The 14602-nt window shown below is 66.4% G+C and carries 12 protein-coding genes and 1 tRNA gene; 12 read left to right on the top strand and 1 reads right to left on the bottom strand.

What is annotated here, in order from left to right; genetic code table 11:
- Positions 1 to 244: 244 nt before the first annotated feature.
- From PRN20_RS11065 to PRN20_RS11050, 4 genes are all read left to right on the top strand, one after another.
- Positions 245 to 847: a hypothetical protein gene (locus tag PRN20_RS11065; RefSeq protein ID WP_273957409.1), complete on the top strand. Its 603-nt coding sequence runs from the start codon at positions 245 to 247 to the stop codon at positions 845 to 847.
- Between the two features lie 94 nt (positions 848 to 941).
- Positions 942 to 1589, top strand: a complete 648-nt coding sequence (gene mobA / locus PRN20_RS11060; protein WP_273957408.1) for a molybdenum cofactor guanylyltransferase — start codon at positions 942 to 944, stop codon at positions 1587 to 1589.
- Between the two features lie 67 nt (positions 1590 to 1656).
- Positions 1657 to 1732: transfer RNA gene (locus PRN20_RS11055), tRNA-Asn, on the top strand.
- A gap of 243 nt (positions 1733 to 1975) precedes the next feature.
- On the top strand, positions 1976 to 3094 hold the full coding sequence (locus PRN20_RS11050) for a hypothetical protein (RefSeq protein WP_273957407.1): 1119 nt from the start codon (positions 1976 to 1978) through the stop codon (positions 3092 to 3094).
- 48 nt (positions 3095 to 3142) lie between these two features.
- Here the strand turns inward: PRN20_RS11050 and PRN20_RS11045 are convergent, their stop codons facing one another.
- On the bottom strand, positions 3143 to 3535 hold the full coding sequence (locus tag PRN20_RS11045) for a response regulator (protein WP_273957406.1): 393 nt from the start codon (positions 3533 to 3535) through the stop codon (positions 3143 to 3145).
- Between the two features lie 818 nt (positions 3536 to 4353).
- Here PRN20_RS11045 and PRN20_RS11040 point away from each other — a divergent pair.
- From PRN20_RS11040 to PRN20_RS11005, 8 genes are read left to right on the top strand one after another with little or no spacing between them, the layout of a single operon-like run.
- Positions 4354 to 5673, top strand: coding sequence for a nucleotide sugar dehydrogenase (locus PRN20_RS11040; protein ID WP_273957405.1), 1320 nt, complete (start codon positions 4354 to 4356; stop codon positions 5671 to 5673).
- Between the two features lie 5 nt (positions 5674 to 5678).
- Entirely contained in the window at positions 5679 to 7166 is a 1488-nt protein-coding gene (locus PRN20_RS11035; RefSeq protein ID WP_273957404.1) for a glycosyltransferase, read from the top strand.
- A gap of 13 nt (positions 7167 to 7179) precedes the next feature.
- Positions 7180 to 8304 carry a hypothetical protein gene (locus PRN20_RS11030; protein ID WP_273957403.1) on the top strand — a complete coding sequence of 375 codons (1125 nt, stop codon included), beginning with the start codon at positions 7180 to 7182 and terminating at the stop codon, positions 8302 to 8304.
- Position 8305: 1 nt separating this feature from the next.
- Positions 8306 to 9742: a mannose-1-phosphate guanylyltransferase/mannose-6-phosphate isomerase gene (locus PRN20_RS11025; RefSeq protein WP_273957402.1), complete on the top strand. Its 1437-nt coding sequence runs from the start codon at positions 8306 to 8308 to the stop codon at positions 9740 to 9742.
- Positions 9735 to 11255 carry a right-handed parallel beta-helix repeat-containing protein gene (locus tag PRN20_RS11020; protein WP_273957401.1) on the top strand — a complete coding sequence of 507 codons (1521 nt, stop codon included), beginning with the start codon at positions 9735 to 9737 and terminating at the stop codon, positions 11253 to 11255. Before PRN20_RS11025 ends, PRN20_RS11020 begins: the two co-directional genes overlap by 8 nt.
- The gene (locus PRN20_RS11015; RefSeq protein ID WP_273957399.1) at positions 11255 to 12685 is read left to right on the top strand and encodes an MBOAT family O-acyltransferase; all 1431 of its coding nucleotides are present in this window, start codon (positions 11255 to 11257) and stop codon (positions 12683 to 12685) included. Before PRN20_RS11020 ends, PRN20_RS11015 begins: the two co-directional genes overlap by 1 nt.
- An 8-nt stretch (positions 12686 to 12693) precedes the next feature.
- On the top strand, positions 12694 to 13800 hold the full coding sequence (locus tag PRN20_RS11010) for an alginate O-acetyltransferase AlgX-related protein (protein ID WP_273957398.1): 1107 nt from the start codon (positions 12694 to 12696) through the stop codon (positions 13798 to 13800).
- A complete protein-coding gene (locus PRN20_RS11005; RefSeq protein ID WP_273957397.1) occupies positions 13797 to 14591 on the top strand; it encodes a hypothetical protein in 795 nt (264 codons plus the stop codon). Before PRN20_RS11010 ends, PRN20_RS11005 begins: the two co-directional genes overlap by 4 nt.
- Positions 14592 to 14602: the final 11 nt, after the last annotated feature.

Raw genomic sequence — 14602 nt, 5'->3', positions numbered from 1 at the left:
AACCCGGGCCCGCTCTAGGCTGCCGCGATTGGTGGTTTGACCTGGTGCAACCCCAACTCTGTGCTGCTGGAATTGCACTCGCTCAGACCTGCCAAGTGTGGAGGAAAGCGAAGCGTCGGCAGGGCATCCATGCCCGGAACGAGCTGTTTCTGACGATCCGCCGACAGGCGGAACACTGCGCATGGACAGGGGTCAAACGCCCAGACGAACCGTCGCTGCCTCCGAATTCAACAGGAGGTACTGGATGTCTACAGCAGTTTGGAAGCTCAGCGCTTCGGCGCTGGTGGTCTTGTGCGTCGCCGCCGCGGGAATCGCGCGCGCCGACCAGGCGTCCGACGTTGCGTCGGTGCGCGGCGCCGTCGAGAAATACCAGGACGTGAACGCCGCGCTCGCCGACGGATACATCCCCGATCCGTCCGGTCACTGCGTGACTGCCGAGATGGCCGGGTTCCCTGCCGAGTATGGCGCCATGGGCATCCACTATCTCAATCCCGGCCTGCTCAAGATCACGGCCACCGCCCCCCGCGTGGATGGCGAGAGCACCTATACCGACTGGAGCAAGCCCGCGATTCTGATCTACGAGCCGCAGGCAGACGGAAGCCTGCAGCTGGTCGGCGTCGAGAACCTCGTCTTCGTCAAGTCGTGGGAGGCCGCCGGCAACAAGGAGCCGCCGGAGTTCTCCGGGCGGCTGTGGGATTTCATGTCCGACGATCCCGCGACACCCGGCGACGAGGCCCATGGCTTCATGCCGCATTACGACCAGCACGTCTGGGTCATGCGGGAAAACCCGAGGGGCGACCTCGAGCCGTTCAACTCCGCAGTAACCTGCGAGCACCACAAGCACTGAGCTCCAGCGCCGCCGGGAGAGCCGAGCGCTCTCCTGGCGCCGCCGGCCGCTGAACCGTCTTGACCCGCCACCGCTGCCGGGATGAGGTGCTGCAATGCAGACACCAGAACGCCCCCGGATAACCGGGCTCATCCTGGCCGGGGGTCGCGGCGAGCGGCTCGGTGGCGCGATCAAATCGGAACTCGTCGTGGGCGGCGTGCGCCTGCTCGACCGCGTGGCAGCGCGCTTCGAAGGCTGCGACCAGCTGCTCGTGGCCCATGGGGGAATCGCTCCCGACAAGTTGCACCTCGGCAAAGGAATGCAGCCGGTGCCCGACCTGCCCACCGACTACGGCGGCCCCCTCGCCGGCTTTGCCGGCGCCCTGAGCTTCCTGGCGTCCGAGCCCACTCCACCCGACCTTGTCGTGTGCGCCGCTGTCGATGCGCCCTTCCTCCCGCCCGACTATGTGGAGCGGCTCGTCGGAGCCCTGGGAACGGCCGACGCTGCACTGGCCGCGTATGAGGGGCAGCTCTACCCCACCAACTCGGTGTGGCGGGTGCGGAGCTTTCTCGACCTGCCCCGGCAGGTGCTCGCCGGCACCGCGCCGCGGAGCCTGAAGTCGCTGGCGGCGCGCGTGAACTCGGTCACACTCGAGTGGCCGGCCGCATCCCGCGGCGACCCGTTCGCCAACATCAACACCCCGGCCGAGCTCGATGAAATGCAGCGCCGCGCCGCTGTTTTGGACAGAGTTCCGCCAGCGTGAAATTCGTGCTTGGCAAAGGAAACCAAACCCGCTACACGGGCGCTGCCTTGCACAAGGTGCTCCGTGTTCCGCGATAGCTCAGTTGGTAGAGCAAGCGGCTGTTAACCGCTGGGTCGTAGGTTCGAGTCCTACTCGCGGAGCCAATTCCCCCTCATTTGCTTGATTGCTGCGCGACGCTGCTTTGCGCCGCGGTTGGGGATCATGTGCATCGTCAGCTATTGCAGCGGCAGCGAAATCGGTTACTTTCGACCTCAAAGTAACCGTGCATCCTTATCCAATCCTAGTGCCTTGAAAATCGTCCCTTCGCGGGGATGCGTAGTTTTTTGCGCCGACCGGACTTTGTTGGAAGTCCTTGGTCGCGCCAGGAACAATATCAGGAGCATTGCATGGGGTTCGTAGAAATCTCCGGCAAGGTCGACATCTTCCAGTACTGGCCGCATGGCGAGTCCGATGTCGACACGTTGCAGTTCATCCCCGACCTGACCACCGCCACCTACGTCTCCGACACTGCGCCGGTCAACGTGGCGGCGTATTTCACCGAAGGCGGGACCTTCCAGCCCGACGACAACCGCCCCGGCGAGGAACGATTCCGCTCGATCATGCGCAATTCCGGCGGGAAGTACCTGTCGGTGCGCCTGCAAGGCATCGATGCTCCGGAAACGCACTACGCCTCGAACTTCCGGGAAGGCATGTTCGATGGCGACTATGCAAGGTGGATCGCCAAGCACGTCACCCGGCAGAAGTCGCACCGGCAGCCCTACGGCAAGCTGTGCACCGACCAGTTCGCGACCGGCCTCCGGACGGCCCTCGGCGTCGGCGCCTTCGATTCCGCCAACCCCGAGGTTCTCGTAGACGCCAAGCTCAAGATCCTCGCCGACAGCATCAATGGTGCGGTGGACGTCTATGGCCGGGTCGTCGGCTACGTCACGGTCACGAGGAACGGGCAGGAGATCGTCCTCAACGATCATGCGCTCGCCCGCGGCTTCGCCTTCTGCTCCTTCTACGGCAGCATGGCGATCGACGAGATGCGGCGGCTGACGGAACTGTTCGCCGGTCACGGCACGGGCGGCGAACGCAAGTCGCCCCTCAGGAACAATGTCTCGAGCCAGCTGCGCGATTTCGAACCCGAACTCTGGACGACTGCGTCCATGCGCGACGGCGACCGGGACGACAACTCTTCGGGCGCCTTCCGCTCGAAGTGCTTCGACCCCAAGATGTTCCGCCGCTGCGTCGACTGGGTCGGCCGGCGCGACGCGCTTGGCGACGCGATTCCCCTGCTCGACTACATGCGCTCCAATGACGAGCAGATCGTGCTGTTCACCGATTTCGTGGCGGCCGACGGGGAGTGGGAGGCGGCGCGAAAGTTCTCGATGGGCTCGCTGGTCGGCAAGGACGGGGCCTTCCTGTACAAGCCGGGCGAGGTCGTATTCGAAGCGCGCCCGGTGACAGTGGTCAACAAGAACCGGGTCCCCCTGCCCGACAGCTTCCTCGCGCCATTCCCATAGCGGGAGCGAGCCGGGCCGGAGCCTCGGCTCGCAGTCTCGCTAACGTTGTCACCCGCGCGGCGGCAAGTTCGTCCTGGCGCGTGGCAGTTCCCCCGTCAGCCCGAGCTCTTCGAGAGCGCGGTTGATTTCGGAGTGCGTGTAGGGCTTCTCGAAATAGCGCGCCCCGAGCGGCAGGTCCGGCGCGTGGCCGATGCGTGGGCGCGAGACGACGATGATTTCGACGGTGGGCCAGCGGTTGCGCACCGTCTCGGCCAGTTGCGGGCCGTCGAGCGTGCCTGGCACGTCATACTCTATGAATGCGACCACGATGCCTCCGCGCCCCTCGAGGTGCGCGACGGCTTCGTCCGAGCTGAAGGCGACGAGGGCCTCGAACCCCGCCGTCTCGAAAAGCTGGACCGCCCCCAACATGATCATGGGTTCATCCTCGACAACGAGGACCAATGGCCGGCTGCTGCTTCCGGTACCTGACAATCGATAGACCCGTTCTTTTACCCAAGCGCTGGCGCGTGAGACGCCAGGCAACAATGAACCGAAGGGTGCCCTCCGATTCTGCCCATGCGAATCCTTTCGCTCAACGACGGCAAAAGCGCGGCTGAACCCCGGCGCTCCCGTGCGGGCTGCAACTGCCCACAAACACCTAACGAATCCCGGCGGGGATCCCGTGCGATTACTTAAAGACTCGAACTAAATCCCCGGAAACAGCAGGAAACAGCAGATTTTGCGCCGGCCGGGCGGGAGTCCAATCGGGTCAGCGCTGCTGCCGCTGTCATCCGGATGTCACGTCCCCAAAAGAGCAAAAACTGCCTAGTTTTTGATCACGCGGCCGTGAGCATGGAGGCAAGGCAAGGTTTTGCCGTAATCCGGACACTCTTCCGTCCGGTGTCGTACAAAGCCGCGCCCTCGCCAGGCCCGCGCGCCGCCTGCGATTGGATGACGCACTCATCCCAACGTCGCAGATGCGAGAAGTAGCGAAGCTATGCGCTGTACGCATAGCTCCTATGAATCGCCATTGCTTCTCAGCTTCAGGGCCAACGAACAGGCTTTCATGCATCGGACGGAAAGCATCTCCGTCCCTCGGCAAGAATGCCGGCAAACTAAGTGCCTGCGTCGAAACTCCAGCGGTGGAGAGTACGAATGCACCCACTTAGCGGAACGGGGCCAATGAGCTTCTAGCTCGCTGTTCTGTACACGTCGCTACTCAATACAACTCGCCCTTCGGCGAGAACGATACTGCTCACACTTCGGAAAAGAGAACTGTTGTGGCCAAAATCAGCGTCTTTGGAATCGGTTATGTCGGGGTCGTGTCCGCCGCCTGCCTCGCGGACGACGGTCACGAGGTGATCGCAGTCGACCTCGATCCGGCAAAGGTCGACGCCGTCAATGCGGGGCTCTCCCCCATTGTCGAAAACGGGCTCGACGAGATCATCGCCCGCGCCGTGGCGTCGGGCCGGCTGCGTGCCACCACCGACGGCCAGCAGGCCGTGCTCGATACCGACGCCAGCTTCGTCTGCGTCGGCACGCCGAGCGACGAGACCGGCGCCGTCGGGCTCAAATACGTGAAGGGTGTCTGCGCCGACATCGGCCAGGCGATCCGCCACAAGCAGAGCTTCCATTCGGTGATCATCCGCTCGACCATCGTGCCCGGCACCATGGACGAGACCTGCATCCCGGTGCTCGAGGAAGCGAGCGGCATGGTCGCCGGCCAGGGGTTCGGCGTCGGCTACTACCCCGAGTTCCTGCGCGAGAGCACGGCGATCGCCGACTATTACGATCCGGGCCTGATCGTCTTCGGCGCGCTCGAAGACCGCACCGCGCAGATCCTCAAGGACATCAACGCCGAGATGCCCGTGCCTTCGCACGTGGTGACGCTGAAGACCGCCGAGGCGGTGAAGTATGCGTCCAATTCCTGGCGCGCCGTGAAGGTCACCTTCGCCAACGAAATCGGCAACATCGCCAAGGCCTCGGGCGTCGACGGCCAGCAGGTGATGAAGCTCATCTGCGCCGACACCAAGGTGAACATCTCGCCCTACTTCATGAAGCCGGGCTTCGCCTTCGGCGGCTCGTGCCTGCCCAAGGACGTCCGTGCGCTACAGCATCTCGCCGCGAAGAAGGGCGTCTCCTCGCCACTCCTCGACTCGGTGCTGGTCGCCAATGCGGCGCAGATCGACCGGGCCGAGACCATGGTCGCCAACTCCGGCGCCAAGTCGGTGGGCCTCGTCGGCATCGCCTTCAAGCCCGGTACTGACGACCTGCGCGAAAGCCCGCTGGCGGAACTTGCGAGCCGGCTGATCAGCAAGGGCCTCGAGCTCCGCGTCTATGACCCCTACGTCTCGCAGGCCGTCGCCGGCGGGGTCAGCGCCATGGGTCGCGGCAACGACGTGGTGCCGGACCTGCCGGCCCGCCTCGTCGGCAGGATCGAGGACCTGATCTCGTCCTCCGATGTGATCCTCGTGGGCAACCGCTACGAGGAGACCATCGCGCCGCTCAACGCGGTGAGCGAGTACCGCTCGCTGGTCGACCTGACGCGCATCAACGCCTCGCTGCGCTCCAACGGCACCTACGAAGGCATCTGCTGGTAGTCGCCATGAACCCCTTTGCGCACGCCATCTACGTCCTCTCGGCCGCGGCCATCGCCAGCACCGTACCGGCATCCGCCTTCTCGGGCGGCGCCGGGGTGTTCCTCACCCTCGGGGTGATCGGGCTCTGGCGCTACAGCTGGGCGCTGGTCAACTTCGTGCGTGCGCACGTCTACATCCGCATCGCTTATCCTCGGCGGCGTGCTGCCGCCGAGGCGCTCTACGCCGCCAGGCGGCCGGCGCACGCCTTCTTCCTCGCCACCAGCTACAAGATCGAGGCCGCGATCACCTCGCGCGTCTACCGCTCGATCTTTCTGGCAGCCCGGCGCTCCCCCGGCGGCTCGACGGTCGTCGCCTCGGTGGTCGATCTCGCCGACGAGCGGCTGATCCGCGCCGTCGCTGCACAGGTTCTCGCCGGCACCAACACCGTCGAGGTTGTCATCGATCGCATCGACGGCACCGGCAAGCGCGACGCGCTCGCCACCTCGCTGCGCTCCATCGCCCGCCGCTATCCCAGCGCCGATGACGTCGTGCTGCTGATCGACGGCGACACTCAGATCCCCGAGGACATCGTCGAGCGCGCCGCGCCGTTCTTCGCCAACGGCAAGGTCGGGGCACTGACCACGCACGAGCGCGCCGAGATCGACGACACCCCGCTGTTCCGCGACTGGTTCAAGCTGCGCTTCACCCAGCGCCAGATGATGATGTCGGCGGTGGCGCTCGGCCGCCGCGTGCTGACCCTCACCGGCCGCATGTCGGTGTTCCGCGCCGATCTCGCCACCAACCCCGAGTTCATCGCTTCGGTCGAGCAGGACTACATCGATCACTGGCGCCTGGGCCGGGTGAAGTTCCTCACCGGCGACGACAAGTCGACCTGGTTCTGGCTGCTCAAGCACGGCTACGAGATGGCCTACCTGCCGGACGTCGCCTGCGTCTCGATGGAGACCCAGCCCAAGCCCGGCTTCATCGAGAGCGCCGTCACGCTGATGCGCCGCTGGTTCGGTAACATGCTGCGCACCAATGGCCGGGCCCTGGCACTGTCGCCGACGAGAATCGGACCCTTCGCCTGGTGGTCGATCCTCGACCAGCGCGTCTCGATGTGGACGACGCTGACGGCGCCGGTCGGCATCGTGCTCTTCTCGGTGTTCGTCGATCCGCTGATCGCGGTCGCCTACATCGCCTGGGTGATGGCCACCCGCTACGCCTATTGCTGGCTGCTCGCCAGCTTCGGCGGCCCGTTCCCGATCACCTACCCGTTCCTGCTTTACTTCGGCCAGCTGTTCGGCGCCGCGATCAAGACCTCGGTCATGTTCCGCCTCGACCGCCAGCGCTGGACCCGCCAGTCGGCGACCAGCGTGAACAACAGCGCCGGCCGCGCGGGGCGGGTCCGCGCCATCAGCTCCAGCTACATGCACGTGCTCGCCCTGGGCCTGCTGGTCGCCGGAGTGATCTTCGTCACGGGGCTCCTCAGCCCCTTCCCGATCCATGCCAACTGAGGGCTCACCAGCAATGACCGAAGCGCATGCAGAACTCGACAAACCAAAAGCCACGAGAAGCGCCTCGCCTGCCCCGGTGGCGGCCGAACCCGCCGTGCACGGCGAACACCCGGTCATCCGGCTGCCGTTCAACGTCATCATCAACGGCCGCTCCTTCCAGGGCCACGCGCTCAGCATCGTCGGGGCGGAAGCCACCGGGCTGATCGACCCGCAACTGCACGGCCGCGTGCAGCTGGTGACGCTGGTGTTCAACTTCCCCGGCTACGCCATCAGCCTGCCGGTGGACGCTGCGATCGGCGCCGGCTCCCCCGAAGCCGGCACAGTGACGCTGCGCTTCCTCGAGCCCACCGGCCCGCACCTGCCGCAGCTGCGCTACATCCTCAACTCCGTCGTCGGCGGCGAACTCGTCGGGGTCGACGGGCTGATCCGCACCGCCGACAGGCCGGAGAGGGCGCGCAGCGAGGCACCGAACGCCAAGCCGTCGGCCACACAGGGCATCATGACCGGCATCCGCTGGGGCGCCTTCGCCGGCCTCGGCCTGCTGCTGGTCGGCTTCGTTGGCGTGAAGCTCTACGAGCGGCTGTTCGTGCTGCCGGTCACCAGTCTCTCCACCATCACGCTTGATGGCATGGACCTCAGGGCCATCAGCCCGGGCCAGCTCGACTTCGTCAATCCTGCCGCGACCAAGGGCGAGATCGCCTTCGCCATCCGCACCACCTCGGGCGAAGTGCTCGCCGTATCGATGCCGTGCGACTGCGTCGTCGCACCCGGCTCGGCCCAGGGCGGCGCCACGGTGCTGGCCGGCGACACCGTGATGACCGTCGCGCCCAAGGAGGCACCGGTCGTCATCTCTTCGAAGGTCGACGGCAACGGGCTGAGGGCACTCGCCTCCGGCGCCCATGCCGAGGTGCACATGCCGAGCGGCGCCGTCACCACCGCGACGCTCGATGCCAAGGAACTGCCGGGACTGCTGCGGAGTGCCACGGACGGCACGGCAATCCCGGTCACGCTCGTGCCGGCCACTGCGCTCAACCCGAGCACCGTGGGGTCGCCGGTCGACGTGCTGATCAAATCCGACCCGCTGGCGGCGGTGGGACGGTTCTTCTCCTTCAACGGACCGGCGAACGAGGGCCACTAAGATGAACGCCATCCATCCAGTCGTGCTTTGCGGAGGCGTGGGTACGCGGCTTTGGCCGTTGTCCCGCAGCCAGCAACCGAAACAGTTCCAGCCGATCGACCATGAGGGCTCGATCACCTTCTTCCAGACCACCGTGCAGCGGCACCGGGGCGAACTGTTCCACGATCCCGTGGTGTCGGTCGCCAGCGGGCACCTGGGCACGGTCCGTCGCCAGCTTCGCGATGTACAGCGCAATGCGCGGATCATCGCCGAGCCGGTGGCGCGCAATACCGGGCCGGCGGTGCTCTCTGCAGCGCTGCTGATCGCCCGCACCGATCCCGACGCGGTGATGCTGATCTGCCCGTCCGACCACGTGATCGAGGGCGACCTCAACTCGCGTATCCGGGAATCGCACAAGGCGGCGATGGACGGCCTGATCGTCACGTTCGGCATCAAGCCGCGCTACAACGAGACGGGCTACGGCTACATCATCGATGGCGGCGAGTTCTCGAACTATCGCGGCGTGCACCGGGCCGAGAAGTTCATCGAAAAGCCCAACGCGCAGACCGCGCAGTCGCTGATCGAGACCGGCCTCGCCTACTGGGCCTCGGGCATCTCGCTGATGCGGGCCGACACGGTGATCGAGGAGTATCGCCGGTTCGATCCGGTGACCTTCGGCGCCGTCAGCGCCTCGCTGGCCAACGCCCGGAACGAGGACGGGGCCCTGCTGCTCGAGGAAGCGAGTTTCGGCTCGGCCGAGAGCCTCCCCACCGAGCGGGCGGTGTTCGAGAAGTCGAGGTCCGTCGCGCTGGCGCCGGCCGATGTCGAATGGGACGACGTGGGCGCCTGGGCGGCGTTCCACACCATCGGCAAGAAGTCCGAGGACAACAACGTCGTCAGCGGCGACGTGATGATGGTCAACTCGCGCGACACCTATGTCCGCGGCTCGGACCGGCTGGTCGCCGTGGTCGGCGTCGACAACCTCGTGGTGGTCGATACCCACGACGCGCTGCTGGTGACGACGCGCGACCAGTCGCAGAACGTCAAGACGATCGTCGAGCAGCTCAAGGCGCAGAACCGCCGCGAGGCCGAGGACCACTCGGTCGGCGCCACGGACTGGGGCAAGCAGGGCAAGCTCGCCTCCGGCGCCGGCTACATGCTCCGCCATCTCACAGTGAACCCCGGCGCGACGCTGCCAGTGGAGAGCGGCTCGGAGTTCCGGCGACTGATGGTCGTCGCCTCCGGTGGCGGCATGCTGCACATGGGCAGTCGCCGCCGCGAGATCCGCGCCGGCGCCACCTTCGAGATCGGCCCGGAACAGACCGCCGACGTTATCAATGACGGCACAGGCCCGATGCAGGTCATCGAGGTCGCCTGCCATGTGGACGGCCCCCTGACGCACCTCACACCGCTGCTGGAACTCGCAGCGGTCGCCGACGGGAGCCGCGAACATGCGTAGGGCGTGGGTCTGCGCAGGTCTTGCCGCCGCGGCATGCTCTCTCCCTTGGGCCGCCACGGGGGCTGACTACGCGCGGACCCTCGCCTACGAAAAGACCGTCGCCGCCCTTGCGGCGATGGTCGAGGCCGGCCGTCCTGCCACCGACCTCCAGTCGGCGGCCGCGCCTCTCGGATTCAGCTATGCGGCAGCCGAGCCGAAACCTGCCAATGAACCGGCACTCGGCGGGGCGAAGGTCAGCGTCGTCTCGATCGACCTGGTGCTGAGCCAGCTCGCGCTGCAGGCAGGCGCCAACTATCACGTGGCCCTTCGGCAGGCGCAGGCGAAGCCGGAAGTGCTGCTGGTCGAAGCCGGCGTCACCAGCCTCGCGCAGCTCCATGAAACGGTTACCGCGGCCGGGCTTGCCGGCCTGATCGACAAGACCGAAGCCGGCTATGTCGCCCACCTGCCGATCGCGGTGTGGAACGGCGCGACGCTATCGCTGCAGCCGGGCGAAACTCTGCTGCTCGATCGCTCCTCCGGCGCCTTCCTCCTCGCATCGGGGAACCTCGTCGGCAATGCCGCCGGGATCGCCGGAACGGGCGAACCCAACCCGCGCCTCAAGGATTTCAACCCGTTCGTCGTGGTCGCGCTCTCGGGCAGCGCCAGGCTCGAGCGGATGACGTTTGCCGATCTCGGGTACGGGCTGTTCCCGCCGCTGACCGGGGTCACCATTCTCGAAGGCGGCTTCTACGCCAACCCCTCGCCCTCGGTGGTGCGCGACAGCCGCTTCGACAATGTCGGCTCCCTCGCGCTGGTCGATGCCGACGAGGCAATCGTCGATGGCAACGTGTTCGGCCCCTCCTCCGGCCCCGCGCTGCTGCTCAACGGCGGCAAGGATATCGCCGCCCGCGGCAACGTCGTCCTCGCCGGCCCCGCTACCCACGGCATCAAGGTTACCGGCGGGGCAATCGCGGTCGAGGTCTCGGGCAACATCGTCATCGACGCCGGGCTCAATGGCATCTTCGCCGACGCGGGCGCCGCCAACCTCAGGATCGAGGACAACCTGATCGCCGGCAGCAAGCGCTCCGGCGTCTCCATCACCTCGGCCGACTGCATCGACGTCGCCGGGAACCTCCTGCTGCAGAACGCCCAGTCGGGCCTCGCGGTCCGCGACAGCGCCGGGCTCAGGGTCAGCGCCAACCGGCTGATCGACAACGGCAATGCCGGGATCAGCGTGACGCACCAGCCCGATTACGGGGTGATCGAGATCGCGTCGAACGAGCTCGACGGCAACCGCGTCGGCATCAAGGGCTCGACCACGGCGCGGCTGCAGTTCGCCATGAACGATTTCACCGGCCAGGCACCGCGCCTGCTCGATGGCGAGCTGGTGCAGTTCACCGATCGGTTCTTCAACCTCAGCGCCACCGACAGCACGCCGACGATCATCGACGGCCTGCAGCTCAAGGCCGGCGCCAAGCTCACACCCACCGGCGCCCTGCGTCCCACCAGCTGTACCTTCGAGGGAGATGCCTGATGGTCTTTTCGTCCGAGACGTTCCTTTTCCTGTTCCTGCCCCTCTTCCTCGCCGCGTACTACCTGACGCCGCCAAAGTACCGGAACCTGACGCTGCTGCTCGAGTCCTACCTGTTCTATGGCTGGTGGCGCTTCGACTTCCTGGTGCTGCTGTGCGCCAATACGCTGTGGGCCTACGTCTTCTCGATCCTCGTCGAGAAGTACCAGGGCACCCCGCGCGCAAAACTGTTCGTCGCCATCGGCGTCACCGGGCACCTCCTGGTGCTGGGGGTGTTCAAGTACCTCAACTTCTTCGTCGACAGCTTCGCTTCCCTCTGGGGCACGACGCCGGACGCACTCGGCATCCACTGGCAGCTGCTGCTGCCGATCGGCATCTCGTTCTACGTCTTCCACTCGATCAGCTACCTCGTCGACGTCTATCGCGGCGACGCCAAGGTCTCGCGCAACATCATCGACTTCGCCGCCTTCCTCGCGCTGTTCCCGCAGCTCGTGGCCGGTCCGATCCTGCGCTACAAGGATCTCGCGCCGCAGTTCGAGAAGCGCGAGCACACCTGGGAGCTGTTCAACGCCGGCTGGCAGCGGTTTCTGATCGGCCTCTCCATGAAGGTGCTGATCGCCGACCCCGTCGCGCCGCTCGCCGACGCCATGTTCTCGGCGCCGAACCCGACTGTGGTCGAGTCCTGGCTGGGCGCCCTCGCCTACACGATGCAGCTCTACTTCGATTTTGCCGGCTATTCGGCGATGGCGATCGGGCTGGCGCTGATGATCGGCTTCCGCTTCGCCGAGAACTTCAACATGCCCTACATCAGCCGCTCGATCACCGAGTTCTGGCGGCGCTGGCACATCTCGCTCAGCACGTGGCTGCGCACCTACCTCTACATCTCGCTGGGCGGCAATCGTAAGGGCACGGTCCGCACCTACATCAACCTGTTCCTCGTCATGCTGCTGGGCGGGTTGTGGCACGGCGCTGCCTTCACCTTCATCCTGTGGGGCGTCTGGCACGGCGGCATCCTCGTCGTCGAGCGGCTCACCGGCTTCGACAAGACCGCGCAGAACTACTGGTGGAGCCTGCCGCTCTGCTTCGTCGCCGTCGTCCTCGGCTGGGTGATGTTCCGCGCCCCCGACGTGGGCCAGGCGTTCCAGATGTACGCCGGCATGTTCGGCTTCAACGGCATCGGCATCCGCCCGGAAGTGGCCTGGATGGTGAGCCGCGAGGCGATGACCATGCTCGCCATCGCGATCGCCATCTGTATTGCCGAACCGCGCATGCGCCACCTGTGGGAGCCGCAGATCACCGTCAACGCCGACGGCACCGCGACAGCTGCCGCCACCAGCCTCGTCAAGGCGGGCGCCCTCAGTGCGCTGGCGATCTTCTGCCTGATGCGGCTCGCCGAGCAGACCTACTCGCCCTTCCTCTACTTCCAGTTCTGAGGCCGGAAATGACCTTTGAATCCAACATCACCGCCAAGACCTTCGCCTCGGTTGCGCCCGCCTTCGCGCTGCCGGTGCTGTTCCTCGGCTACGCGGTCGTCGCCAACTACGAGTTCGTCACCGGGCTCGGCCGCGACATCGCCGAGATGCCCAGGACCGCCTCGGCCTATCTCAGCGGCGAAGCGGCCCATCAGATCGACACCTACTACAAGAAGATCATGCCGCACCGGCTGCCTTCGGTCGACGCGATGGGCGCCGCCCGGTACCTCGCGTTCCGCGAAGGACGTCCGGGTGTGGTAGTCGGCGAGGACGGCTGGCTGTTCTCGAAGGAGGAGTTCGAGGCGACGCTGATGCGCACGCCCGATCTCGCCGAGGCCGCGGCCGGCGTCACGGCGATCCGCGACCAGCTGGCGGCGCTGGGCATCGAACTCGTCGTCGTGCCGCTGCCGGCCAAGGCCGACATCTACCGCGAGCATGTGAGCTACGCGGCGATCCCGACCGATCTCGAGCGACTCTACGGAGATTTCCTCACGGTCCTCGACCGTGCGGGCATCCGCAGCATCGAGACCCGCGCCCCGCTGCTCGAGGCCAAGGCCGAGGGCCCGCTTTTCCTCACCACCGACACCCACTGGACGCCGCTCGGCGCCGAGGTGGTGGCGGATGCGGTGGGGGCAGCCCTCGGCAGGCGCGATGCCGCCTACACCATCGCCGATACCGCTCCCGTCGAGCGCGAAGGCGACCTCTCGAAGTTCACCGTTACCGGCGGGTTGGCACCTCTCGTCGGTCTGGGTCCGGAGACTGTCGTGCCGCGCGAGGCCATCGCCCCCCATGAGGCCGCGCCCGCCGACATCTTCGGACCCTCCTCCATCCCGTTCGTCCTCACCGGCACCAGCTACAGCGCCAACGCGCAGTGGAGCTTCGGCGAAAGCCTCAAGGTCGCGCTTGGCTCGGACGTGCTGAACCTCGCCGAAGAGGGCAAGGGCCCGATCGCGCCGATGCGCGCCTTGCTCAAGAGCGACACGCTGCGCGACACCCCGCCCGAAGTGGTGATCTGGGAGTTCCCGGTGCGCTACCTCGGCCAGACCAAGCTCTGGAACGAGGAGGCGACCGAATGATCCGCGCGCTCTCGCTCGCAGCCTTCGTTGCGACAGGCGTTGCGATCGCAACGCCGGCGGTCAGCGCAACCTGCATGGTGCGCGTGCCGGCGTCGCTCTCGAGTGACTCGGAACGCTCCGGCCCCATGGTGCCGGGTCCCTGCAAGCAGGGCCAGAAAGGGTCGAAGCTCCGCCAGGCCAGGCCGGTCGATCCGATGAAGGAGATCCGCAACCGCGTGATCGCCGGCGCGGAGGTCAGCTACAAGGAACTCGAGACGCTCGCCGACTCCGGCGACGACCTCGCCCAGTTCTACCTCGCCAAGCGGATCGAGGCCGACAACGATCCCGAGACGCTCGGCACGGCTGCCCGCTACTACATGCTTGCGCTCGAGAACGGCCGTTCGTCGGCCCTCCGCCCCCTGATCCGGGTGCTCAACGGCGGAGCGGTGCTGTCCTCCTTCGAGGATCGGGCCTCGGCCCAGCTGCAGCTCGAGCGGCTGGCCGCCGATGGCGATGCCGTGGCCCGGGACGCGCTCATCGCCATGTACCGCAAGGGCAAGCCCTTGGGGCTCGATCCCGCCCGCGCCGATACCCTGCTCGTCACCTCGGCCGAAGCCGGCGACAGCAAGGCGGCGCTGGACCTCGCCTTCGAGCTGCTCTCGGGCACACCGGACGCCGACGAGATCGACAAGGCCCGCGGCTACCTCCGGATCGCCGCCACCTCCGAAACCCTCAACATCCGAACGATGGCGGAGAACATCCTCCGCACGCTCGACCCACAGCTCACCGCCTCCACGGAGACACTGCAATGAGGACCTTGGCC

Source organism: Devosia sp. ZB163 (assembly GCF_028613635.1).
Taxonomy (GTDB): Bacteria; Pseudomonadota; Alphaproteobacteria; order Rhizobiales; family Devosiaceae; genus Devosia_A.
Note: the sequence above shows the minus strand (reverse complement) of the source record. Positions and strands in the feature narration are given on the sequence as shown.